Genomic DNA, 21465 nt, shown 5'->3' on the forward strand with positions numbered 1-21465 from the left:
GCGCGACCTGCGGGCGCGATGGCCCGCCCTCCGGCGGCACGGGATACTTCCGGCATGACCGAGAAGTTGCCCGTCGCGACCTGGCTCACCGACATGGATGGCGTCCTTGTGCACGAGGAGGACGCCATCCCGGGGGCGGCCGAGTTCCTCCAGCGCCTCACCGAGTCCGGGTGCAAGTTCCTCGTCCTCACCAACAACTCGATCTACACGCCGCGCGACCTGCGGGCCCGGCTCGCCGAGTCGGGGCTCGACGTCCCCGAGGACCGGATCTGGACCTCGGCGCTCGCGACCGCGCAGTTCCTGTCCGACCAGCGGCCGAACGGCAGCGCGTACGTGGTCGGCGAGGCGGGGATGACCACGGCGCTGCACGCGGTCGGGTACGTGCTGACGCGCTCGCGTCCGGACTACGTCGTGCTCGGAGAGACCCGCACGTACTCCTTCGAGGCGATCACGACCGCGATCCAGCTCATCGTCAACGGCGCGCGCTTCATCGCCACCAACCCCGACCCGACCGGCCCGTCGCCGGCGGGCCCGCTGCCGGCCACGGGGTCGGTCGCGGCGCTGATCACCCGCGCGACCGGCGTCGAGCCGTACTTCGTCGGCAAGCCCAACCCGCTCATGATGCGCAACGCGCTCAACCGCATCGACGCGCACTCCGAGACCACGGTGATGATCGGCGACCGGATGGACACCGACATCGTCTCGGGGATGGAGGCCGGCCTGCGGACCATCCTGGTCCTCACCGGCTCGACGCGCCGCGAGCACGTCGAGCGGTTCCCGTACCGCCCCACCCGCATCGTCGACTCGATCGCGGACCTCGTCGACGACGTCGTCGCGCCGCCGGTCGACGCGGAGTGACCGATACTGGCGACATGAGTGTGCCTCGGACGATCCTCGATCCCCACGACCTCAACCGAGCGGCCGACGACCGCTATGACAGCGTCGCGGACGGCGGGCCCGCGCTGTTCCGTCGGTGCGGGCGCTCCGGACTCCAGCTGCCCGCGATCTCGCTGGGGCTGTGGCACAACTTCGGCGACGACACCCCGCTGGCCACGCAGCGGGCGATCCTCCGCCGCGCGTTCGACCTCGGGGTCACGCACTTCGACCTCGCCAACAACTACGGGCCTCCGTACGGCGCGGCGGAGAAGAACGTCGGCCGCATCCTCGCCGAGGACTTCGCCCCGTACCGCAACGAGCTCGTCATCTCGACCAAGGCCGGCTGGGACATGTGGCCTGGCCCGTACGGGTTCCTCGGCTCGCGCAAGTATCTGCTGAGCAGCCTCGATGACTCGCTCCAGCGGATGGGGCTGGACTACGTCGACATCTTCTACAGCCACCGCTTCGACCCGCACACGCCGCTGGAGGAGACGATGGGCGCGCTCGACGCGGCCGTACGGTCCGGAAAGGCGCGCTACGCGGGGATCAGCTCGTACGGTCCCGAGCGCACCCGCGAGGCGGCGGCGATCCTCGCCGACCTCGGCACGCCGTTGCTGCTGCACCAGCCGTCGTACTCGATGCTCAACCGGTGGGTCGAGGACGGGCTCCTGGACGTGCTGGAGGACGTGGGCGCAGGGTGCATCGCGTTCTCGCCGCTCGCCCAGGGCGTGCTGACGGGCCGCTACCTCAACGGCGTCCCTGAAGGTTCTCGCGCCGCGGCCGACAAGTCGTTGGACCCGCAGATGATCGAGGACAACCTCGCGCACGTGCGGGCGCTGAACGACCTCGCGCAAGAGCGTGGGCAGACCCTCGCCCAGATGGCCGTCGCATGGGTCCTGCGCGACCCTCGGGTGACCTCGGCGCTCGTCGGTGCTTCGAGCGTCGCGCAGCTCGAGGACAGCCTCGGGGCGTTGCAGAACCTGTCCTTCAGTGCCGATGAGCTGGAGCGGATCGACTCCCACGCGGTCGACGGGCATCTCAACATCTGGGCGGGGTCCAGCGAGGCCTGAGCAAGCACCCTGGTCCGTTCTGCGACCTATCCGTTATCCTTTTGTGATGGAATCCCCCCGATCCTGGCGCGCCCTGCGTCGACAAACCTCTGGAGCGGCATCACGGTGAAGGTCTTCGTGACAGGTGCCACCGGCGTCATGGGACGGTCCGTGATCCACGCGTTGCAAGGCGCGGGGCACGAGGTCCGCGCCCTCGCCCGCAGCGACGAGAGCGCAACGACCCTCGCCGACCGCGGAGTTGCGTCCGTACGCGCGAGCCTCTTCGACCGTGCCAGCCTCGTCCAGGCGATGGAGGGGTGCGACGCGGTCGCCAACCTCGCCACCCACATGCCCGTCGGCACCAGCGGGATGCGCCCTGGCGCGTGGAAGTCCAACGACCGCATCCACGTCGAGGGCTCCCGCACCGTGTCGCACGCGGCGGCCGAGGCCGGTATCGGGCGGCTCGTCCAGGAGAGCGTCTCCTTCCTGTACGCCGACCACGGCGAGGGGTGGATCGACGAGGACAGCCCGATCGCCGTCTCGTGCGCGGCCGAGCCGGTCGTGCTCGCGGAGACCCACGCCCAGCACTATGCCTCCGCGACGCGCGAGGCCGTCGTGCTGCGCTTCGGCACGATCGTCGGCGACGACGCCGTCACGCGGTGGCGCCTCGCACGGGCACGCGCGGGTCAGGCCGTCGGGCTCGGCAAGCCGCAGTCGTGGACGCACGTCGTGCACGCCGACGACATCGGCGGAGCGGTCCTCGCCGCGTTGACCGCGCCTCCGGGCACTTACAACGTCGGGGCCGATCCTGTACGCCGCGGCGAGCTCGTCGCCGCGTTCGCGGAAGCCGTCGGTCAGGACGAGGCCAGCTTCTACCGGCGGCTGGTGCTGCGTCTCGGGGGTGACCGTCTGGAGTGGCTCACCCGGTCGCAGCGGGTCAGTTCCGACCGGTTCGCGCGGGCGACCGGCTGGACGGCGTCGCATACGCAGTTCGACGCAGGATGGTTGCTCCCGATGGTCGTCGAGGCCGCCAGTGCCTGACGAGCAGCGCCCGCCGGGCGAGCGTACGGCCGCCGAGGAGCGGCGTCGGCGGCTCCGCGCTGCGCGCCTGCTCGGCGACGTCGTGCCCGAGACCACGCGCGACGAGACCGCCGAGGGCTGGGGTGAGCGCGACAGCAGCCGCAGCCGCGACGACGAGCTGCGTCGGGACGTGCCCCCGCACCACGGCGGCTGACGGGCGCGGTCAGCTCTCTGGCGTGGTGCCGCCACCGCGGCTGGCGCGCAGCTCGTCGCGGATCTCGCGCAGCAGCGCGATGTCCTCCGGCGGCGGTGCGTCGTCGGTCGGCTTCTGGTAGCGCTCGCGGAACTTGTTCATGGGCAGGACGAGCAGGAAGTAGAGCACCGCCGCGATGATGAGGAAGTTGATCAGCGCGGTGATGACGGCGCCGATGTTGACGAACGTGGCGGGGTTGCCGCTCACGATCGTGAAGCCGAAGCCGAGGGTGTCGTCGCCGCCGATCGCAGCGAGCAACGGCTCGATGACCGCCTCGGTGAACGACGTGACCAGCCCGGTGACCGCGGTGCCCATGACGACCGCGACCGCAAGGTCGATGACGTTGCCGCGCATGACGAACTCTTTGAATCCTGCGACCATCCCAGCCATGCCTGTGTCCGTTCGTGAGGAGGGTGGTGGACCCACCCACCCCACCACAGAGCGCCGAGATCTGCGACCTCCGACCACAGGCGACCGGACTCACAGCACGACGGTCACGGCGAGATGCCAGGCCACGGCCGCGCCCGAGAGCGTCCGCGCGATCTCGGCGTCGACGGCGAGGACGAGGACGGCGCGGTCGTCCCCGTCGTCGCCGGGGAGCGCCGCAACCCGAGCGCGTCGCGCCAGCAACCGCGGTGCAGCCGTGCCGCGAGGGTCGGTGCCGACGACGTCGACGGCGTCGCCGACCCGTACGGGGTCGACGGTCGCCGCATCGGCCACTCGGACGCTCACGAGCGCGGTGCCGCGACGGTAGCCCTCGAGCAGCCCGGGCCCGACGAGCGAGAGGTCGGTGAGCACGCCGCCACGGGGGACCGGGGCGGCGACCACGCGGCCGTGCATCTCGTCGTGGGACCGCAGAGCGCCCTCCGGGACGAGATCGGCCGGCATCGCGACCACCTCGACGTCACCGGGCTGGACGAGAGAGCCGGACGTGACGGCGGTGGTAGCCACCAGGACGGGAGTGGTCGGGCCGGGGTCGGGGCGAGCCGCCTGGATCGCGACGAGGACGGATGCCGCGGCGCACGCGGCAGCGAGCGGACGGCGGTGGGTCCGGACCCGGCGGCGGACGGAGGCGAGCGCGGCGGGTGCTCGGAGATCGGCCATGACTCACTGTGGACGGTGGTGCGGGTGCCGCGCCGCGTCGTCCACAGCAGGAAAGGCGCCAGCCCCGCATCCACAGGGGGAGGCGGGGCCGGGGTCTCGATTCGGGCTCATTCTTCGCCCTCCTCGAACCAGCGGAGGGGTCAGCTGGACGACGTCGTCGCCGTGGTCGTGGACGACGTCGAGCTGCTGTCGGAGCTCTTGGTGCTGCTCGACTCGGACGTCGACGACGACGTGGACGGCGAGCTGGCGCTGGTGCTTGACGACGAGCCCGAGCGGCTGTCGTTGCGGTAGAACCCGCTCCCCTTGAACACGACGCCGACCGCGTTGAACACCTTGCGCAGGCGTCCGTCGCAGGACGGGCACACCGTCAGGGCGTCGTCGCTGAAGCTCTGCTGCACCTCGAGCGGCTGGCCGCAGTCGTTGCACTGGTACTGGTAAGTGGGCACGGTCGTTCCTTCTCAGCACTCGCACGAAACGGCCGCCCGTCGCAGCGGCCGCACCGATCTCCAGCGCCCATTGTGCGTGGCGCCACTCCTCACAACCAAGTCGGGGCGCGGGAGATTCCCCGAGCGCCCGGTACGATCACCTCCTGATGACCGAGTGGTTACTGCTCCTCACCTCCTTCCTCCTCATGCTCGCCTGCGGTGTCTTCGTGGCCGCCGAGTTCGCCTTCGTCACCGTCGACCGGCCGTCCGTCGAGCGCGCCGTGCAGGGCGGCGACCGCCAGGCGGCCGGGCTCCTCAAGGGCCTGCGCACGCTGTCGACGCAGCTCAGCAGCGCCCAGCTGGGCATCACCATCACGAACCTCGCGATCGGCTTCCTCGCCGAGCCCGCGATCGGCCAGCTGCTGCGCGACCCCCTCTCGTCCCTCGGTGTCAGCGGCGCCTCGCTGTCGGCGACGTCGTACGTGGTCGCCCTGCTGCTGAGCACCTTCGTGACGATGCTCGTCGGCGAGCTGATCCCTAAGAACATCGCGCTCTCGGTCCCGATGGCCACCGCGCGTGCCGTCCAGGGACTCCAGCGCGGCTTCACGACGGCGATGGCGTGGCCGATCAGAGGCCTCAACGGCTCGGCCAACGCGCTCCTGCGCACCCTCGGCATCGAGCCGCAGGAGGAGCTGCGCTCGGCGCGCTCCCCGTACGAGCTGAGCTCGCTCGTGCAGCGCTCGGCCGACGAGGGAGCGCTGGGCCGCCCTACCGCGGACCTCGTCGCGCGCTCGATCGCGTTCGGCAACCGGACCGCCGCCGACGTCCGTACGCCGCGGGTCCGCGTCCACTTCCTCGACCGGCGCGACACCGCGCAGGACCTCGTCGACGCCGTCCGGGCGACTGGCCACTCGCGGTTCCCCGTGATCGGCAACGACCTCGACGACCTCGTGGGCGTCGTCCACGTCAAGGACGCCGTCGCCCTCGCGCCCGACCGGCGCCGGACCGTCCGGGTCTCTGAGCTCGCCGTGCCGGCCCTCACCGTCCCGGACTCCATCGAGCTCGACCCCCTGCTGGTCCTCTTGCGTGAGCAGCGGCTCCAGATGGCGGTCGTGCTCGACGAGTACGGCGGCACCGACGGCGTCGTCACCCTGGAGGACCTCGTCGAGGAGATCGTGGGCGACATCGCCGACGAGCACGACCGGTCCTCGGCGCAGCTGCGGTCGCGGCCGGACGGCACATGGGTGCTCTCGGGGATGCTGCGACCCGACGAGGTCCGCAGCCAGACCGGCGTCCCGCTGCCCGAAGGCGACGACTACGAGACCGTCGCCGGGCTCCTCACCCAGCACCTGGGACGCCTGGCCGAGGTCGGCGACGAGGTCGCCCTCGTCGTGCCCGTCGTCGCCGGCGATCAGGTCGCGACGATCGGCGTCAGCCTGCGGGTCGACCGCCTGGACGGCCGCCGTATCGACCGCGTCATCCTCGATGTCCACCTGGACGAGGAGGAGGGCCGATGAACCCCGCGCTCGCGATCGGTCTTGTCGTCGTCCTCCTCGCCCTCAACGCGCTGTTCGTCGCGGCGGAGTTCGCCTTGATCTCCGCTCGACGCACGCAGCTCGAGCCGAAGGCGCAGTCCGGGTCGCGTCCGGCCCGGCTCGCGATCCGCGCGATGGAGCGCGTCAGCCTGGCGATGGCCGCCGCGCAGCTCGGCATCACGTTGTGCTCGCTCGGCCTCGGTGCTGTGGGCGAGCCCGCGATCGCGCACCTGTTCGAGCCGGTCTTCGACGCGCTCGGCGTCCCGCACTCGTTCGTGCACCCGATCTCGTTCGTGATCGCGATGGGCATCGTCACCTACCTGCACGTCGTGCTGGGCGAGATGGTCCCCAAGAACATCGCCCTCGCCGGGCCGGACCGCGCCGTGCTGTGGCTCGGCCCGTTCATGCTCGGCGTCATCATGCTGCTCAAGCCGTTCGTGGTCGCGCTCAACGCGATCGCCAACGGCGCGATCCGGCTGATGCGGCTCGAGCCCAAGGACGAGGTGGGGGCCACCTTCACCTCGGACGAGGTCGCGGGGCTCCTCGACGAGTCGCACCGCGAGGGCCTGCTCGACTCCGAGGAGTACGAGCTCGTGTCAGGGGCGCTCGGGTTCGAGGCCGGCACGGTCGAGCGGGTGCTCCTGCCCCGTGCGTCGCTCGACACGATCCCGGTCGGGGCGACGCGAGCCGACGTCGAGGCCGCCTGCGCCCGTACCGGCTTCTCGCGGTTCCCGGTGACCGACTCGCACGACGCGCTGGTCGGCTACCTGCACATCAAGGACGCGCTTGAGGTGTCCGAGGAGATCCGACCGATCCCCGCGAAGTGGATCCGGCCGCTCGGCTCCGTACGCCGCAGCACACGCCTGTACGACGCGCTCCGGCACATGCAGCAGCGCGGTGCGCACATGGCCCGCGTCGTCGGTGACGACGGTGAAGCGCTGGGCGTCGTGATGCTGGAGGACGTCCTGGAGGAGCTCGTCGGCGAGGTCCGCGACCCTGCCCGCCGTGCCACCGACGGCGGGTGAGCGGCACAATGCACGAGTGCGAGACCTGGCCCTACGACTGCGACCCGTCTTGACCCGCCGACTCTTCGCGATCCTCGCGATCGTCCTGGCGGTGGTGCTCGTGGCGGTCGCTGCGCTCGGCATCGTCACTGTCCGCAAGCCTTTCCCCGACCGGGAGGGGACGGCACAGCTGACCGGGTTGGGCGCGGATGTGACGGTCCTGCGCGACGACCACGGCATCCCGCAGGTCTATGCCGACTCGGCCGAGGACCTGTTCATGGCACAGGGCTACGTCCACGCGCAGGACCGCTTCTTCGAGATGGACTTCCGACGCCACGTGACCGCCGGTCGCCTGGCCGAGCTCGTCGGCGAGGCGGCGCTCGAGACCGACAAGTTCGTCCGGACGATGGGGTGGCGCCAAGTCGCGGAGCAGGAGCTGCCGAAGCTGGCACCGGCGACGCGCCGCTATCTCGAGGCCTACGCCCGTGGCGTCAACGCTTACATCGGCGACCGGGAGGCCTCGGCGCTCTCCCTGGAGTACTCCGTCCTGGCCCTCAGCGGTCCGGAGTACGAGCCGGAGCCGTGGACGCCTGCCGACTCGCTCGCCTGGCTCAAGGCGATGGCGTGGGACCTGCGCAGCAACATGAGCGACGAGATCGACAGGGTGCTCGCGACGGAGAAGCTGTCGCGTGCGCAGGTCGACACCCTCTATCCGGGCTTCCCGTTCCGGCGCCACGACCCGATCGTCACGCAGGGCAATGTGGTCGAGGGCGCGTTCGACCAGTCCTCCGGCCAGCGCCGCAACGCCGACACCGACCGCGCCGAGGACGTCCCCGAGACCACTCCCGCGGGTGACGACGAGACGGACGAGGTCGCGTTGCGTGGCCTGCTCGGCTCGATGCAGGGCGTCGCGGAGGTCGCGAAGGGACTCCCGACGCTGCTCGGGTTCGGCGACGGCATCGGCTCCAATGCATGGGCCGTCTCGGGGGAGCGCAGCGCCACCGGCGAGCCGATCCTCGCGAACGACCCACACCTCGCTCCGAGCATGCCCGGTATCTGGCACCAGATGGGCCTGCACTGCCGCGAGGTGACCGACGCGTGCCCGTTCGACGTCGCGGGCTTCACGTTCTCGGGTATGCCCGGGGTCGTCGTCGGGCACAACGCCGACATCGCCTGGGGCATCACCACGATGTATCCCGATGTCACGGACCTCTACATCGAGCAGATCCAGGGCGACCGCTACCTGTACGACGGCCGCTGGCACGCCCTGGCGACGCGCGAGGAGACCTTCGAGGTCGCAGGGGGAGAGCCGGAGACGATCACCGTCCGCGAGACACAACGCGGCCCGATCCTCTCCGACGTCGACGACACGCTCGCCGAGGTCGGGGAACGGGCCGGCGGCGGGAGCACGTACGGGGTCTCGTTGCAGTGGACCGCACTGACGCCGGGGCGCACGATGGACGCCCTGTTCGGGATCGACAAGGCCAGCGACTGGGCGAGCTTCCGCAAGGCCGCGCGGCTGTTCGCGGTGCCGTCCCAGAACCTCGTGTATGCCGACACGAAGGGCAACATCGGCTATCAGGCACCCGGGCAGGTGCCGATCCGCAAGCGTGGCGACGGGACGTGGCCGGTGCCGGGCTGGGACGCGTCGTACGGCTGGGAAGGCTTCATCCCGTACGAGGAGCTGCCGACGGTGCTCAATCCCGCCGAGGGCTACGTCGTGACCGCCAACCAGCAGGTGATCGGCCGGCAGTACCCGAACCTGCTCGGGACCGGCCAGGCCGCGGGCTACCGCAGCCAGCGCATCATCGATCTTCTCCAGTCCTCGTCCAAGCTGTCGGTCGACGACATGACGACGATCCAGAACGACACCACCAACGGGCAGGCCACGACGCTCCTGCCGCACTTGCTCGAGATCGACCTCGGCTCCGGCTACTACGCCGACGGTCAGGAGCTGCTGCGCGGCTGGAGCGACCAGAAGCAGGATCGTGACTCGGCCGCAGCGGCCTACTTCTCTGCCGTGTGGCGCAACCTCCTTGCGCGGACGTTCCACGACGACCTCCCGCAGGACGTGTGGCCGGCCGGCGGGGAGCGGTGGTTCGAGGTCGTACGCCGGTTGCTCAACAGCCCCGACAGCGACTGGTGGGACGACCGGACGACCAAGTCGGTCCGCGAGACCCGCGACGACATCCTCCGGACCGCCATGCGCGACGCCCGCGACGAGATGACGCGGCGGCAGTCGCTGGACCCTGACCGCTGGTCGTGGGGCAACGTGCACACGCTGACCCTGGAGAACCAGACGCTCGGCACGTCGGGCATCGCCCTGGTCGAGAAGCTGTTCAACCGCGGCCCATACGAGGTCGGCGGCGGCTCGGGCATCGTCAACGCGACGGGGTGGGACGCGGCCGAGGGGTACGAGGTGATCGCCGTGCCGTCGATGCGGATGGTGGTGGACCTCAGCGACCTCGACAAGTCGCGCTGGATCAACCTCACTGGTGTCTCCGGCCACGCCTTCCACCGGAACTACACCGACCAGACCGAGCTGTGGGCGGACGGCAAGACGCTGCCGTGGCGCTACACGGAGGACGCCGTCGAGAAGGCGGCACGCGACGAGCTGCGGCTGACCGCCGAGCTGGAGCAGTAGGGGCCCGCCTGTCGAGACCCAGGGTCTCGACAGGCTCGACCGGCGGCGGGGGGTCTCGACCGGCTCGACCGGCGGAGGGGGGGTCTCGACAGGCGGGGTCAGCGTGGCGGCAGGCTCAGCGTCCGCTCGGGAGTGACGACGACGTCGACCCGCTCGTCGTGCGCCTCGGGATGGACGTCGTCGACGAGCTCGTGGTCGTACGTCAGCGCGACCCGCAGCGGCTCCGGGTGCTTCGCGAGCGTGGTGTCGTAGTAGCCGCCGCCGCGACCAAGGCGGAAGCCGGCCACGTCCACCGCGAGCGCAGGGACGAGCACGACCGCGACGGTGCCCAGCCCGTCCGGGGCGACCGGTGCCGACGACTCCGGGATGTCGAAGCGGCCGAGGACCAGCCGGTCGCGCCCCTCGTACGGGGCCCAGGCGATCTGACGGCGCGGCAGCGAGCGCGGGACGAGCACCTCCATGCCCTCGGCGCGCAGCGCGTCGACCAGCTCCCATGTCGGCGGCTCGCGCCCGACCGACAGGTACGCGGCGACACGACGAGGCGTGCCGACCTCGCGCACGACCGCGAGCGCCCCCGCGCAGAGCCGTCGCTCGGCAGCGACCATCGCGTCGGCGCTGAGGTGCGTCCGACGCTCGAGCAGGGCCTCCCGCAGTCGCGGCTTCGCGCTCACGCTTCGACGGTAGTGCCTACGATGAGGCGCATGAGCGATGAGGGACTGGCAGCAGCACGTGAGGTGATGGAGGCAGCAAGGGTCCCCCCGCGCGCGATCGACGTCTTCGCCCACTACTACGGCGAGCTCGAGGCCGGGGCGACCGGCAAGATCCCCGAGTCCGACATCGACCCGCTGGACCCGCCGGCCCGGCTCGCTGACGCCGAGGTCGACGAGGAGACGCAGCGCGAAGCGCTGAGCCGGACCGCGATCATCAAGCTCAACGGCGGGCTCGGCACGTCGATGGGCATGGACAAGGCCAAGTCGCTCCTGCCCGTGCGCGGCGACCGGACGTTCCTTGACGTGCTCGTCGAGCAGGTGCGGCGCGTCCGGTCTGCGTACGGGGTGACGCTGCCGCTGATCCTCATGGACAGCTTCCGTACCCGCGAGGACACGCTCGCGGCACTCTCGGCGTACCCCGACATCCCCGTCGACGGGCTCCCGCGGGACTTCCTCCAGAACAAGGAGCCCAAGCTCCGCGCCGACGACCTGACGCCGGTGTCGTGGCCGAAGGACCCCAGCCTCGAGTGGACGCCGCCGGGCCACGGGGACCTGTTCACCGCGCTCGACGCGTCGGGCACGCTGCAGGCGCTGCGCGACCAGGGCTACCGCTATGCGTCGGTGTCGAACTCCGACAACCTCGGCGGCTTCCCGGACCCCAAGATCGCCGGCTGGTTCGCGCAGTCCGGAGCCCCGTACGCGGCCGAGGTGTGCCGGCGTACGCCCGCCGACGTGAAGGGCGGCTACCTCGTACGCCGCAAGTCGGACGGCAGGCTCGTGCTGCGCGAGACCGCGCAGACGCCGAAGGAGGACCTGGCGGTCGCCGACGACATCACCCGCCACCGCTGGTTCCACACCAACAACCTGTGGTTCGACCTCGACGCCCTCGCCGCGGTGATCGAGGAGCGCGGCGGCGTCCTCGAGCTCCCGCTGATCCGCAACGAGAAGACCGTCGACCCGACCGATCCGCAGTCGCCGGCGGTGATCCAGGTCGAGTCCGCGATGGGTGCGATCGTGCAGGTCTTCGACGGCGCGACCGCGATCGAGGTCGAGCGCAGCCGGTTCCTGCCGGTGAAGACCACCGACGACCTGCTGCTCGTACGGTCGGACTTCTACACGCTCGACGACGACTTCCACCTGGTCGCCGCGCACGACGAGTCGCCCCTCGTGCGGCTGGACAAGAGCTACTACAAGCTCGTCCAGGACTTCGACACGCGGTTCCCGAAGGGGCCTGTGAGCCTCGTCGACGCCGCCTCGTTCGCCGTCGAGGGCGACTGGACCTTCGGAGCGGACGTGCGTGCCGTGGGCGACGTCAGCGTGGGGGCGGCGGGGTCCACAGGGACGATCCCCGACGGCACGACGCTCGAGGGGTCATAGGCTGTCGCCCATGCGTACCGTCGACGAGCACCTCGAGAAGCTGCTCGACCTGATCGGCCCGCTGCAGCCGTACGACCAGCCGTTGCTGGAGTCGCTGGGGCTGCCGCTGGTCGACGACGTGGTGAGTCCGATCGACCTGCCACGCTTCACGAACTCGGCGATGGACGGGTATGCGGTGCGGGCTGCAGACGTGGTCGGTGCCAACCGTGAGTTCCCCGTCGTCCTGCCCGTCGTGGGGGAGCAGGCCGCCGGCTCGAGCACCCCCACCGCCCTCACGGCCAAGACCGCCGTCAAGATCATGACCGGGGCGCCGATCCCGTCGGGTGCCGACACGGTCGTCCCGATCGAGCTGACCGACGGTGGCGACGCCGACGTGCGGATCTACCAGGCCCGCCGCGCCGGCGAGAACGTACGGCCGGCCGGCGAGGACGTGGCCGCCGGGGAGATCGTCGCCGAGGCCGGGACGATCCTCGGGCCGCGAGAGGTCGGCCTGCTGGCGTCGCTCGGGTTCGCCCGGTTGCGCGCCCGCCCCCGCCCCCGGGTGGTCGTGCTGTCCACCGGCGCCGAGCTGCGCGAGCCCGGGGCGCGGTTGGACTACGACTCGATCTACGACGGCAACTCCTACATGCTCGCCGCCTGCGCGCGTGCCGCCGGCGCCATCGCGTACCGGGTCGGGATCACCTCGGACGACCCGCGCGAGTTCGCCGACAAGCTCAACGACCAGCTGGTGCGCGCCGACCTCGTCGTCACCAGCGGCGGCATCAGCAAGGGCGCGTACGACGTGGTGAAGGCGGCGCTGTCCGAGCTGGGCACCGTCGAGTTCGCCGAGGTCGCGATGCAGCCGGGCAAGCCGCAGGGCTTCGGCACGGTCGGCGAGGAGAAGACCCCGATCGTCACGCTGCCGGGCAACCCGGTGTCCTCGTACGTCTCGTTCGAGGTGTTCGTGCTGCCGATGCTGCGGCGGATGATGGGCAAACTCCCCTACCGACGCCCGCTCGTCCAGGCCACGATGACCGAGGAGATCCGCTCGCCCTCCGGCCGTCGGCAGTTCCTGCGCGGCTGGCTCGAGGTGAACGGTCGTGGCGTGCGCGTCACCCGGGTCAGCGGGCCGGGGTCGCACCTCGTCGCGGGGCTGGCTCGGGCCAACTGCCTCATCGTCGTCGAGGAGGACGAGACCGCTCTGCACGTCGGTGACACCGCCAAGGTGATGTTCCTGGACCGGGAGTTCTGATGGGCGACAGGCTCACGCACCTCGACGAGCAGGGTGCCGCCCGGATGGTCGACGTCTCCGGCAAGGACGAGACCCGCCGGCAGGCGACCGCCACCGGCATCGTCCGGACGACGCCCGAGGTGGTGGCGCTGCTGCGTGCGGGCGACGTGCCCAAGGGGGATGCGCTCGGGGTCGCGCGCGTCGCCGGGATCATGGCCGCCAAGCGCACGCCCGACCTCGTCCCGCTGTGCCACCCGCTCGCGATCACCGGGGTCGAGGTCGACCTGGACGTGACCGACGAGGGTGTGGAGATCGCCGCGACCGTCCGCACCACCGGCCGTACCGGGGTCGAGATGGAGGCGCTGACCTCGGTGAGCGTGGCCGCGCTGACGGTGGTCGACATGATCAAGGCGGTCGACAAGCACGCCGTCATCGCCGATGTCCGCGTACGGGCGAAGTCCGGCGGCAAGAGCGGGGACTGGTCGGCGTGAAGGCCCTGGTCGTCACCTGCTCCAACCGTGCCGCCGCGGGCGTGTACGAGGACACGACTGGTCCGCTGATCGTCGAGGCGCTGAGGTCGTGGGGCTTTGAGGTCGCCGAGCCGCTCGTCGTGCCCGACGGGCTCCCGGTCGAGGAGGCGCTGCGTGAGGCGGTCGAGCTGCGCTACGAGGCCGTCGTCACCACCGGCGGCACGGGTATCAGCCCCACCGACGCGACGCCAGAGGCGACCGAAGCCGTCCTCGAACGGACGCTGCCCGGTGTCGCCGAGGCGATCCGGGCGTACGGGGTCGCCGCCGGGGTCCCGTCGGCGATGCTCTCGCGCGGCATGGCCGGTGTCGCCGACCAGACGGTCATCGTGAACCTGCCGGGCTCGCGCGGTGGCGTGAAGGACGGGCTCACGGTCCTGTCCGACGTGCTGCTGCACGCCGTGGAGCAGGTCGCGGGCGTGGACCACGAACGCACCGACGACGGCGGTGCGTCCTGAGCACGGGCTGGCCCGCCACCTTGCACCACGGGCCGGTGGGACTGCGGCCGATCAGGCGAAGCGATGCCCGTGCGTGGGCTCGGCTGCGCCAGGACTCCGCCGACTGGCTCGGACGCTGGGAGGCGACCCTGCCCAGCACGGTGCCCTCGGCCGGACGCTCGTACGGGGCCGCCGTGCGCTCGTTGCGTCAGCAGGCGTCGCAGGGGCGTGCGCTGCCGTTCGTCACGACGTACGACAGCGACCAGATGATCGGCCAGGTGACCGTCTCGGGGATCACGTGGGGCTCGGCACGGTGGGCGCAGATCGGCTACTGGATCGCGCGCCCGTACGCGGGTCGTGGCATCACGACGACCGCGGTGGCGATGGCGGCCGACCACTGCTTCGAGGCGCTCGGCCTGCACCGCGTCGAGATCGCGATCCGTCCCGAGAACCGCTCCAGCCTGCGCATCGTCGAGAAGCTGGGCTTCGACCGCATCGGCGTCGCGCCGCGCTACCTGCACATCGACGGCGCGTGGCGCGACCACGTGCTGTTCGCCATCACCGCCGAGCAGGTCGTGCCGGGCGGGCTGCTCGCACGTGTCGACTCCCGCAGCGTCGATCGCTGAGCGCATTGCCTCGCATTGCCGTGATCGCTTTGCGACACACCGACCGAGGTCCCCGAACGGAGGCGTTCGCACCGCGTACGGTTCGTCTGTGGGTACGGGCCTGATCTTCGCAGCCGTGATCGCCATCTGGGTGGCGTACGGCGTACCCCTGCTCCTGCGCCGACACGAGGAAGCCACCCGCGGAGGGGGCGTGACGTCGTTCTCCGGGGCGCTTCGCGTGCTCACCCAGCGCAAGGACGAGACCGCTCCGGTCGAGGCCACGGCGACCGCGCCGGACTCGCCATCGGCGGACTCCGCGTCGGACTCCACCGGTGAGACCGAGCCGGCGATGCCGGTCGAGACGAAGCCCGAAGCGCCGCGGCGTCCGTACAACCGGCGCGCGGCCCGCATCGCCGCCCGCCGTCGTCGCCGGGTGCTGCTCGTCCTACTCGCGGCCTGCGCGATCGTCGGTGGGCTCGCTGTCGCCGGACTCCTGCTTCCGTGGGCGCCCGCGATCCCGGCCGGGATCGTCGTCGCCTGGCTGGTCCTGTGCCGTGTGATGGTGCGCAGCGAGATCGGACGCCCCGTGCAGATCCTGCGACGAGGGGGTGGCGAGGTGCGCGCCGAGGCACGCGCCGAGCGCAGTGCGGCACGCGCGGCCCGGCGCACGGAGCGTCGTGCCGCCTCCGAGCGCGAGGAGAAGAAGGCGGTCGTGGTGGATCCCGATCTCGAGACGACCGTGGTGCTCTCGGGCCAGTTCGAGGACCACGACCCGCAACGCCGCAACGTCATGGAGAAGACCCCGCTGCCGCAGGGAGCACTCGACCAGCAGATCGTCGACGCCACGGCGATGACGACCACGTCGGGCGTCACGCTGTGGGATCCGGTGCCGGTCACCCTCCCCACGTACGTCACGAAGCCGGCCGCTCCGCGGACCGTCCGGACGGTCGACTTCGGCGAGACGGCGGTGACCTCCGACGAGGGTCGCGCCGAGTCCCGCCGGGCCGTCGGCGACTGACGCCCGGGACGGCCCCCCGGATTCGGATCCGGGTGGGTCGCGTGGTAATCTCAATCTCGCTTTGGGGCTATGGCGCAGTTGGTAGCGCGTCTCGTTCGCAATGAGAAGGTCCGGGGTTCGAATCCCCGTAGCTCCACCCTCCGAAGGCCGGATCCGCACCGCGGATCCGGCCTTCGTCGTTGCGTCTGCGGCGTCCCGACGTCCCGGCGGTGACCAGCCGGGCACGCCCGCCGGGTCAGTGCCGCAGCAGCCGGCGACCGGCGACGTACGCGGCCGTGAGCAGGGCGAGGAGTGCGGCCCAGGGCAGCAGGAACCCGACGACGCGGAGGGCCACCCCGAGCGTCCCGACCAGCACGTCCCACCCCGCCTCGAGCGCGCCGACGAATCCGGAGCTGCTCGGTGCGTCAGGCTTGTCCTCGGAGGAGATCTCCACGTCGTACGTGGCCATCGCGACCTGGTCGGACAGCCCGCGGCGCTGGGCCTGGAGGGCCTCGAGGTCGGACTGGCGCTGCGACAGGGTCTGCTCGGCGGCGAGCAGGTCGGCCGTCGTGGACGCCTTCGCCATCAGATCCTGGAGTCGGACGACGGAGATCTCGAGCGCCTTGATCCGCGCGTCGAGGTCGCGACCCTGCGCGGAGACATCCTCGGAGTCGATCGACAGGCCGGCGACCTCGCCCAGCTCGCGGAGCTGTTGCGTCGTGTCACCGGTGCTGCCTGCAGGGATGCGCAGCCGGAGCGAGACGCTCGAGCGCTCGTCGTCCGACGACTCGGAGCGCGACTCGACCCGGCCGCGCTCGTCCTCTGCCCAACGGGAGAGCGCGTCGGCAGCGGCCGCGGGATCGTCGACGGTGACGAAAGCGGACGCCGTCGTCACGATCTCGCGGACACCGGCCTCGGTGCTCGTCCCGTCTCCCGACTTGCTGAGATCCGACATGCCTTCGTTCGGCCCGTCGGCGACACCCCCGGCGTCCTCCGCCGCAGGCGGCGCCTCGATCGAAGCCGAGTCACCCGCCTGGTCCGAGCCGCCCTGCGGCAGGAACGTGACGGCACCGCCGACCACCGCGCCGCCGAGTCCGAGGACGGCGACGACGGACGCCGCCGTGAGCGCGATCTTGCGGCTCCTCGTACGGGCGAGCGACGCGTCGAGGTCGATCCGACCGGTGACGCGGCGATACATCCGGTCGACCTGCTCGTCGGTCAGCTCGGGGATCTCGGGCTGGATGCTCATGCGGGCCCCCTCAGGTCGTGGGTGGCGGCGCGGACCCGGCTACGGATGCGCGCGACACGGTTGCGTACGGCGCCGTGGCTCACGCCGAGTTCGTCGGCCGCCTCGGCGTAGGTGCGGTCGCCGACGACGCAGCGCTCGAACAGCTGCTGGTCGAGCGGCGAGAGGCCGGCGACGCTCGCACGCACCCGGGCGAGCAGCATCGCGGAGACGATCTCGTCGACCGGATCCTGGTCCGCGCTGGGCAGCGAGTCGTCGAGCTCCGCCCACAGCCTGCGGCTGCGCTTGCGGCGCAGGTTGAGCGCGACGTACTTCGCGGTCGCGAGCAGCCAGGGGAGCACCGATGTGTCGACGAGGTGGATGTCAGCACGCCGGCGCCACGCGGTCACGAAGACGTCCTGCGTGACCTCTTCGGCATCGTGGGCGGTGCCAACGAACCGGTACGCCTGCCAGTAGACGGGCGTGACGTGGCGTGCGTACAGGTCGCTGAACGCGTCGCGGTCACCCCGGCGCGTACGGGCGAGCAGCAGCCGGTCGTCGGCGGCGTGCTCCGTCGGCAGGTCGGTCGTCATGGCGCTCCGTTCGCGTGGCCTCACCTGGTCCATGTCGCGAGGAGGACGACCGTCTCATGATTGAGTCACCGACGACTACCGTGTGCATGCTCGGATCGAGGGCTGCCATCCACGCTGCGCGGGCGGCGCGGCGGTGCGAAGGTCAAGTCATGGCCATCGCACCGACCCGCACGCTCAACGACGGTCTCGAGCTCCCGCTGATCGGGCTCGGCACGTACCCGATGGACGACCTCGAGGCCGCCGAGGCCGTACGCGTCGCCTTCGAGGTCGGCTACCGACTTGTCGACACGGCGACCTCGTACGGCAACGAGGCCGGGGTCGGTCAGGCCATCGCGAGGACCGACGTCCCTCGCGACGAGATCGTGGTGACGACCAAGCTCCGCGGCGAGGACCAGGGGTACGAGTCGACGCTGCGCGCGTTCGGGGAGTCACGTGAACGGCTCGGTGTCGAGTACGTCGACCTGTACCTCATCCACTGGCCGCTTCCGCGCCTCGACCGGTACGTCGACTCGTGGAGGGCGATGATCCGCCTGCGCGACGACGGGCTCCTCAACAGCCTCGGCGTCTCCAACTTCACGCCCGAGCAGATCGACCGCCTCGTCGACGAGACCGGCGTGGCCCCCGCGGTGAACCAGGTCGAGCTCCACCCGTACTTCGTGCAGGAGGAGCTGCGCGCGTACGACGCCGCGCACGACATCGTGACCGAGGCGTGGCAGCCGCTCGCGCGCAAGACCGACCTGCTCACCGAGGTGGCGCTGGGTGAGATCGCCGACCGGCACGGCGTCACCCCCGCGCAGGTCGTGCTGCGATGGCACGTCCAGCGCGGAGTGGTCCCGATCCCGAAGTCGGGGAGCGAGGCACGCCAGCGCGAGAACCTCGAGGTCTTCGGGTTCGCGCTGAGCGACGAGGAGATGACGCTGATCGGCGACCGCCCGCAGGACCGCAGCGGCGGCGACCCGATGACGCACGAGGAGTTCTGACGGACTGAGGGACGGTGAGCCACGTCTGCTGGGGGTGAGCCACCCCGACATGGTGCGCTCACCTGTGGTGGAGGTGGCTCACCGACGCATGCGCGCGGCCCGCGCGAGCTCGCGCCGGACGTACGCCGCGGTCCGTGCGCGGTTCGCGGCTCGCGTCGCTTTTCCGCCCGTATCCTCGCCTGCGCGGTCGTTCCACCCGGCTGGTCGACGTATGTGAGCATGCCGTCGATCTCGACGACCAGACCCTCGAGCGGCCAGAAGAAGTCGACCTCGGCGCTACCGCCGTCTGCAAGCGTCATCCCGACCTGCGGCTCAGGTCAGGAGATCCCGAACTCCCAGCACAGCACGAGGAAGCGTGCGAGCTCGGCGTCGCCGTAGCCCGCGTCGATCGCCTCACGCCGTGTCACGTGGACGCTGTTGAGATGTGCCTGCCGTTCGAGCCGATGCATGGCCGAACTGTGCCGTGGCGGGGCCGTTCGGTGCCGCCACGGCGTCGCCACCCTGTGGACAACCCCGGTGAGCCACGTTAGCTGGGAGTGAGCGCACCTTGTCGGGGCCGCTCACGTACGGCACAGGTGGCTCACCGGCCGGGCTCTGCGAGAGCGGGTGTCGATCGAGGGTCGCCCGAACCGTCATCACGGTGTCACGATCACACCGACGGAAGGACGTACCGATGCTCTACACACTCTTCATCCACAACACCGACCCGCGCGAGGCGGGCATCAGCCAGGAGGACATGGCGCCTGTGGAGGCGGCGTTCGACGCGTACGCCAAGGCGCTCGACGACGCGGGTGTCTTCGTCACCACGCAGATCCTCGGCTTCCCCGAGGCCGCCACGACGGTGACCTCGGTCGACGGCGAGCCGAAGATCCAGGACGGGCCGTTCGCCGACACCAAGGAGTACGTCGGCGGGGTCGTCGTCATCGACGTCCCCGACCTCGACGCCGCGCTCGCGTGGGCGCAGAAGTGCCCCGGGGTGATGTACGGGTCCGTCGAGGTCCGCCCGACGACGCTCACCTGGAGCCGTGAGCGGCAGTGGTACCAGCCCTGAGCGCGTACGAGGAGGCCGAGCGGGCGGCGCGTACCTCGTACGGTCGCCTGCTCGCCCTCCTTGCCGCGCCGACCGGTGACCTCGCCGCGGCGGAGGACGCGCTCGCCGACGCGTTCGAGCGGGCGCTGGCGACCTGGCCGGAGCGGGGAGTGCCCGCGAACCCGGAGGCGTGGCTGCTCACGGCCGGACGCAACCGGCTGCGCGACCTCTATCGGACGGCGGCGTACCGGACGTCGGCGCCGCTGGAGGAGGGGCCGGAGGAGGCCGGCTCGGGCTCCGGTCACTCGACCGCTGACGCCAGCGAGATCCCAGACGGGCGGCTGGCGCTGATGTTCGTGTGCGCGCACCCGGCGATCGACCCCGCGGTACGTACGCCGCTGATGCTCCAGACGGTCCTCGGCCTCGACGCCCGGCGGATCGCCGAGGCGTACGTCGTCCCCACGAGCACGATGGCGCAGCGGCTCGTACGGGCCAAGCGGCGCATCCGCGACGCCCGGATCCCCTTCGTCGTCCCCGGCACGGATGCCATGCCGGCGCGGCTTCCCGCCGTGCTCGAGGCGGTGTACGGCGCGTACGCGATCGACTGGGCAGCCGTCCCGAGCACGACGCTGCGGGCCTCCACGGCGGGGGAGGCGCACTACCTCGCCGTGCTCCTTGCCGCCCTGATGCCCGACGAGCCGGAGGTGCTCGGGCTCGCCTCGCTGGTCGCCCTGTCGCTCGCGCGGGCCGACGCGCGCACGAGCGACGAGGGCCGCTTCGTGCCGCTCGACGAGCAGGACGTCGACCGGTGGGACGCCGCACTGATCGCGCAGGGGGAGGACCTCCTCGGCCGGGCGTCCGTACGAGGTGGCGCCGTGCCCGGGCGGTTCCAGCTGGAGGCCGCGATCCAGTCCGTCCACTGCGCGCGAGCGCGCACGGGGCGGACCGACTGGCAGGCGCTGCTCAAGCTCCACCGCGCGCTCGTGCGCCTCGTACCGACGCTCGGCGCCCGCGTCGCGCTGGCCGCGGTGACCGGTCGCGTCGACGGACCCGAGGCGGGGCTCACGCTGCTGGACGCGATCGACGACGAGGGCGCGCGCCGGTTCCAGCCGGCGTGGGCGACGCGGGCGCACCTGCTCGCGCAGGCCGGGCGCAGGGAGGAGGCGGATGCCGCGTACGCAAAGGCGATCTCGCTCACCACCGACCACCCCACCCGCGAGCATCTCGCGGTCCGCCGCGCCGAAGGCTCGTGAGCTCAGACGCCTAGCAGCAGGCGGATCCCGTCGTCGACCTCCGCGAGCAGGATGGGGGTCAGGGCGCCTGCACGCTCGCCGACATCGCTCTTGTCGAGAGTGGCGAGCTGGGAGACGTTGACGACGGAGTCCTTGGGGAGCCCGGTCGCGGCTCTGCTGACGACGACGTTGCCCGGCATCGAGGCGAGCCGGAGGTGGGAGGTCAGTGCCGCGACGACGACCGTGGCGATGCGGCTCGCGTTGAAGCCGTCCGACGAGACGATCAGGACAGGGCGTCGGAGGGCGGGCGCGCTGGAGTGCGGCGGACCGAGATCGACCCAGTGCACGTCGCCGCGACGGATCACGTCACCAGCCTTCGGCGTCGGCGGCGAGACGTGCCCTGCCGTACTCGACCACGACCGCATCGCGCGGGTCGGTGCCTTCGGTCGCGAAGAACACGTCGATCCTGCGGGTCAGGTCGTCATGGCTGAGCTCGTCCAGGTAGCGCTCGGCCGCTGTGGCGAAGAACGCCGAGCGCGAGAGACCCTGCTCGGCGGCCTTGGCGTCGATGCGCGCGAAGAGCGGGTCAGGAATAGAGATGGCGGTCTTCACGAGGTCGAGTATAACTAGGT

At 71.3% G+C, this 21465-nt stretch carries 25 protein-coding genes and 1 tRNA gene; 17 read left to right on the top strand and 9 right to left on the bottom strand.

What is annotated here, in order from left to right; all coding sequences use genetic code 11:
- Positions 1–54: 54 nt before the first annotated feature.
- From ACFSDF_RS08935 to ACFSDF_RS08950, 4 genes are all read left to right on the top strand, one after another.
- Entirely contained in the window at positions 55–858 is an 804-nt protein-coding gene (locus ACFSDF_RS08935) for an HAD-IIA family hydrolase (protein WP_167001617.1), read from the top strand.
- A 14-nt stretch (positions 859–872) separates the two neighbouring features.
- The gene (gene mgrA, locus ACFSDF_RS08940; protein ID WP_377157166.1) at positions 873–1946 is read left to right on the top strand and encodes an L-glyceraldehyde 3-phosphate reductase; all 1074 of its coding nucleotides are present in this window, start codon (positions 873–875) and stop codon (positions 1944–1946) included.
- Positions 1947–2063: 117 nt separating this feature from the next.
- Entirely contained in the window at positions 2064–2966 is a 903-nt protein-coding gene (locus tag ACFSDF_RS08945; RefSeq protein ID WP_377157168.1) for an NAD-dependent epimerase/dehydratase family protein, read from the top strand.
- On the top strand, positions 2959–3159 hold the full coding sequence (locus ACFSDF_RS08950; RefSeq protein WP_167001623.1) for a hypothetical protein: 201 nt from the start codon (positions 2959–2961) through the stop codon (positions 3157–3159). The genes ACFSDF_RS08945 and ACFSDF_RS08950 overlap by 8 nt, the downstream gene beginning before the upstream one ends.
- A gap of 9 nt (positions 3160–3168) precedes the next feature.
- Here ACFSDF_RS08950 and mscL read toward each other — a convergent pair whose 3' ends face one another.
- From mscL to ACFSDF_RS08965, 3 genes are all read right to left on the bottom strand, one after another.
- A complete protein-coding gene (mscL, locus tag ACFSDF_RS08955) occupies positions 3169–3588 on the bottom strand; it encodes a large conductance mechanosensitive channel protein MscL (RefSeq protein ID WP_243842884.1) in 420 nt (139 codons plus the stop codon).
- Positions 3589–3678: 90 nt separating this feature from the next.
- Positions 3679–4302, bottom strand: coding sequence for an SAF domain-containing protein (locus ACFSDF_RS08960; RefSeq protein ID WP_167001625.1), 624 nt, complete (start codon positions 4300–4302; stop codon positions 3679–3681).
- Between the two features lie 140 nt (positions 4303–4442).
- Positions 4443–4748: an FmdB family zinc ribbon protein gene (locus ACFSDF_RS08965; RefSeq protein WP_167001627.1), complete on the bottom strand. Its 306-nt coding sequence runs from the start codon at positions 4746–4748 to the stop codon at positions 4443–4445.
- A gap of 146 nt (positions 4749–4894) precedes the next feature.
- Here ACFSDF_RS08965 and ACFSDF_RS08970 point away from each other — a divergent pair, with 146 nt between their 5' ends.
- The 3 genes from ACFSDF_RS08970 to ACFSDF_RS08980 are packed head-to-tail and all read left to right on the top strand — an operon-like array spanning position 4895 to position 9910.
- Complete coding sequence (locus tag ACFSDF_RS08970) at positions 4895–6244, top strand: hemolysin family protein (protein WP_167001629.1); 1350 nt, start codon at positions 4895–4897, stop codon at positions 6242–6244.
- Positions 6241–7287, top strand: a complete 1047-nt coding sequence (locus ACFSDF_RS08975; protein ID WP_167001631.1) for a hemolysin family protein — start codon at positions 6241–6243, stop codon at positions 7285–7287. The genes ACFSDF_RS08970 and ACFSDF_RS08975 overlap by 4 nt, the downstream gene beginning before the upstream one ends.
- 49 nt (positions 7288–7336) lie before the next feature.
- Complete coding sequence (locus ACFSDF_RS08980) at positions 7337–9910, top strand: penicillin acylase family protein (RefSeq protein ID WP_167001633.1); 2574 nt, start codon at positions 7337–7339, stop codon at positions 9908–9910.
- Positions 9911–10008: 98 nt separating this feature from the next.
- Here ACFSDF_RS08980 and ACFSDF_RS08985 read toward each other — a convergent pair whose 3' ends face one another.
- Positions 10009–10581 carry a 5-formyltetrahydrofolate cyclo-ligase gene (locus tag ACFSDF_RS08985; RefSeq protein ID WP_167001635.1) on the bottom strand — a complete coding sequence of 191 codons (573 nt, stop codon included), beginning with the start codon at positions 10579–10581 and terminating at the stop codon, positions 10009–10011.
- A gap of 30 nt (positions 10582–10611) precedes the next feature.
- Here ACFSDF_RS08985 and ACFSDF_RS08990 point away from each other — a divergent pair, with 30 nt between their 5' ends.
- From ACFSDF_RS08990 to ACFSDF_RS09020, 7 genes are all read left to right on the top strand, one after another.
- Positions 10612–11997, top strand: coding sequence for a UTP--glucose-1-phosphate uridylyltransferase (locus tag ACFSDF_RS08990; protein WP_167248954.1), 1386 nt, complete (start codon positions 10612–10614; stop codon positions 11995–11997).
- Between the two features lie 10 nt (positions 11998–12007).
- A complete protein-coding gene (gene glp / locus ACFSDF_RS08995; protein ID WP_167001639.1) occupies positions 12008–13228 on the top strand; it encodes a molybdotransferase-like divisome protein Glp in 1221 nt (406 codons plus the stop codon).
- Positions 13228–13698, top strand: coding sequence for a cyclic pyranopterin monophosphate synthase MoaC (moaC, locus tag ACFSDF_RS09000; RefSeq protein ID WP_167001641.1), 471 nt, complete (start codon positions 13228–13230; stop codon positions 13696–13698). The genes glp and moaC overlap by 1 nt, the downstream gene beginning before the upstream one ends.
- Entirely contained in the window at positions 13695–14192 is a 498-nt protein-coding gene (locus tag ACFSDF_RS09005) for a MogA/MoaB family molybdenum cofactor biosynthesis protein (RefSeq protein WP_377157174.1), read from the top strand. Before moaC ends, ACFSDF_RS09005 begins: the two co-directional genes overlap by 4 nt.
- Positions 14193–14227: 35 nt before the next feature.
- Positions 14228–14797 carry a GNAT family N-acetyltransferase gene (locus ACFSDF_RS09010; RefSeq protein WP_377157176.1) on the top strand — a complete coding sequence of 190 codons (570 nt, stop codon included), beginning with the start codon at positions 14228–14230 and terminating at the stop codon, positions 14795–14797.
- 88 nt (positions 14798–14885) lie between these two features.
- Entirely contained in the window at positions 14886–15794 is a 909-nt protein-coding gene (gene sepX, locus ACFSDF_RS09015; RefSeq protein ID WP_377157178.1) for a divisome protein SepX/GlpR, read from the top strand.
- Positions 15795–15857: 63 nt separating this feature from the next.
- Positions 15858–15930, top strand: a tRNA-Ala gene (locus ACFSDF_RS09020).
- 99 nt (positions 15931–16029) lie between these two features.
- Here the strand turns inward: ACFSDF_RS09020 and ACFSDF_RS09025 are convergent.
- Together ACFSDF_RS09025 and ACFSDF_RS09030 are read right to left on the bottom strand one after the other, a co-directional pair.
- Positions 16030–17022 (bottom strand): DUF4349 domain-containing protein, encoded by a 993-nt coding sequence (locus tag ACFSDF_RS09025; protein ID WP_377157180.1) that lies wholly within the window; start codon positions 17020–17022, stop codon positions 16030–16032.
- The gene (locus tag ACFSDF_RS09030; RefSeq protein WP_167001648.1) at positions 17019–17591 is read right to left on the bottom strand and encodes an RNA polymerase sigma factor; all 573 of its coding nucleotides are present in this window, start codon (positions 17589–17591) and stop codon (positions 17019–17021) included. Before ACFSDF_RS09030 ends, ACFSDF_RS09025 begins: the two co-directional genes overlap by 4 nt.
- A 149-nt stretch (positions 17592–17740) precedes the next feature.
- On the opposite strand from ACFSDF_RS09030, the gene ACFSDF_RS09035 reads away from it, so the two are divergent.
- Positions 17741–18571, top strand: a complete 831-nt coding sequence (locus tag ACFSDF_RS09035; protein WP_167001650.1) for an aldo/keto reductase — start codon at positions 17741–17743, stop codon at positions 18569–18571.
- 317 nt (positions 18572–18888) lie between these two features.
- Here the strand turns inward: ACFSDF_RS09035 and ACFSDF_RS09040 are convergent, their stop codons facing one another.
- Positions 18889–19020: a hypothetical protein gene (locus ACFSDF_RS09040; protein WP_255490693.1), complete on the bottom strand. Its 132-nt coding sequence runs from the start codon at positions 19018–19020 to the stop codon at positions 18889–18891.
- Positions 19021–19244: 224 nt separating this feature from the next.
- Between ACFSDF_RS09040 and ACFSDF_RS09045 the strand changes: the two genes are divergently transcribed.
- Together ACFSDF_RS09045 and ACFSDF_RS09050 are read left to right on the top strand one after the other, a co-directional pair.
- On the top strand, positions 19245–19622 hold the full coding sequence (locus ACFSDF_RS09045) for a YciI family protein (protein ID WP_377157183.1): 378 nt from the start codon (positions 19245–19247) through the stop codon (positions 19620–19622).
- Entirely contained in the window at positions 19607–20854 is a 1248-nt protein-coding gene (locus ACFSDF_RS09050; protein ID WP_377157186.1) for an RNA polymerase sigma factor, read from the top strand. Before ACFSDF_RS09045 ends, ACFSDF_RS09050 begins: the two co-directional genes overlap by 16 nt.
- Before the next feature lie 2 nt (positions 20855–20856).
- On the opposite strand, the gene ACFSDF_RS09055 is transcribed toward ACFSDF_RS09050, so the two are convergent.
- Positions 20857–21198 carry a type II toxin-antitoxin system PemK/MazF family toxin gene (locus ACFSDF_RS09055; RefSeq protein WP_377157188.1) on the bottom strand — a complete coding sequence of 114 codons (342 nt, stop codon included), beginning with the start codon at positions 21196–21198 and terminating at the stop codon, positions 20857–20859.
- Between the two features lies 1 nt (position 21199).
- Positions 21200–21445, bottom strand: a complete 246-nt coding sequence (locus tag ACFSDF_RS09060) for a ribbon-helix-helix domain-containing protein (RefSeq protein WP_167001656.1) — start codon at positions 21443–21445, stop codon at positions 21200–21202.
- Positions 21446–21465: the final 20 nt, after the last annotated feature.

Source organism: Mumia zhuanghuii (assembly GCF_042681565.1).
Taxonomy (GTDB): domain Bacteria; phylum Actinomycetota; class Actinomycetes; order Propionibacteriales; family Nocardioidaceae; genus Mumia.

What these genes read in the sequence shown, in the direction of transcription:
- ACFSDF_RS09025 (WP_377157180.1), bottom strand. Translation starts at nt 17,022, where the DNA reads ATGAGCATCCAGCCCGAGATCCCCGAGCTGACCGACGAGCAGGTCGAC.
- ACFSDF_RS08960 (WP_167001625.1), bottom strand. Translation starts at nt 4,302, where the DNA reads ATGGCCGATCTCCGAGCACCCGCCGCGCTCGCCTCCGTCCGCCGCCGG.
- mscL (WP_243842884.1), bottom strand. Translation starts at nt 3,588, where the DNA reads ATGGCTGGGATGGTCGCAGGATTCAAAGAGTTCGTCATGCGCGGCAAC.
- ACFSDF_RS09030 (WP_167001648.1), bottom strand. Translation starts at nt 17,591, where the DNA reads ATGACGACCGACCTGCCGACGGAGCACGCCGCCGACGACCGGCTGCTG.
- ACFSDF_RS09035 (WP_167001650.1), top strand. Translation starts at nt 17,741, where the DNA reads ATGGCCATCGCACCGACCCGCACGCTCAACGACGGTCTCGAGCTCCCG.
- moaC (WP_167001641.1), top strand. Translation starts at nt 13,228, where the DNA reads ATGGGCGACAGGCTCACGCACCTCGACGAGCAGGGTGCCGCCCGGATG.
- ACFSDF_RS08970 (WP_167001629.1), top strand. Translation starts at nt 4,895, where the DNA reads ATGACCGAGTGGTTACTGCTCCTCACCTCCTTCCTCCTCATGCTCGCC.
- ACFSDF_RS08975 (WP_167001631.1), top strand. Translation starts at nt 6,241, where the DNA reads ATGAACCCCGCGCTCGCGATCGGTCTTGTCGTCGTCCTCCTCGCCCTC.
- ACFSDF_RS08990 (WP_167248954.1), top strand. Translation starts at nt 10,612, where the DNA reads ATGAGCGATGAGGGACTGGCAGCAGCACGTGAGGTGATGGAGGCAGCA.
- mgrA (WP_377157166.1), top strand. Translation starts at nt 873, where the DNA reads ATGAGTGTGCCTCGGACGATCCTCGATCCCCACGACCTCAACCGAGCG.
- ACFSDF_RS09040 (WP_255490693.1), bottom strand. Translation starts at nt 19,020, where the DNA reads ATGCATCGGCTCGAACGGCAGGCACATCTCAACAGCGTCCACGTGACA.
- ACFSDF_RS09045 (WP_377157183.1), top strand. Translation starts at nt 19,245, where the DNA reads ATGCTCTACACACTCTTCATCCACAACACCGACCCGCGCGAGGCGGGC.
- ACFSDF_RS08935 (WP_167001617.1), top strand. Translation starts at nt 55, where the DNA reads ATGACCGAGAAGTTGCCCGTCGCGACCTGGCTCACCGACATGGATGGC.
- glp (WP_167001639.1), top strand. Translation starts at nt 12,008, where the DNA reads ATGCGTACCGTCGACGAGCACCTCGAGAAGCTGCTCGACCTGATCGGC.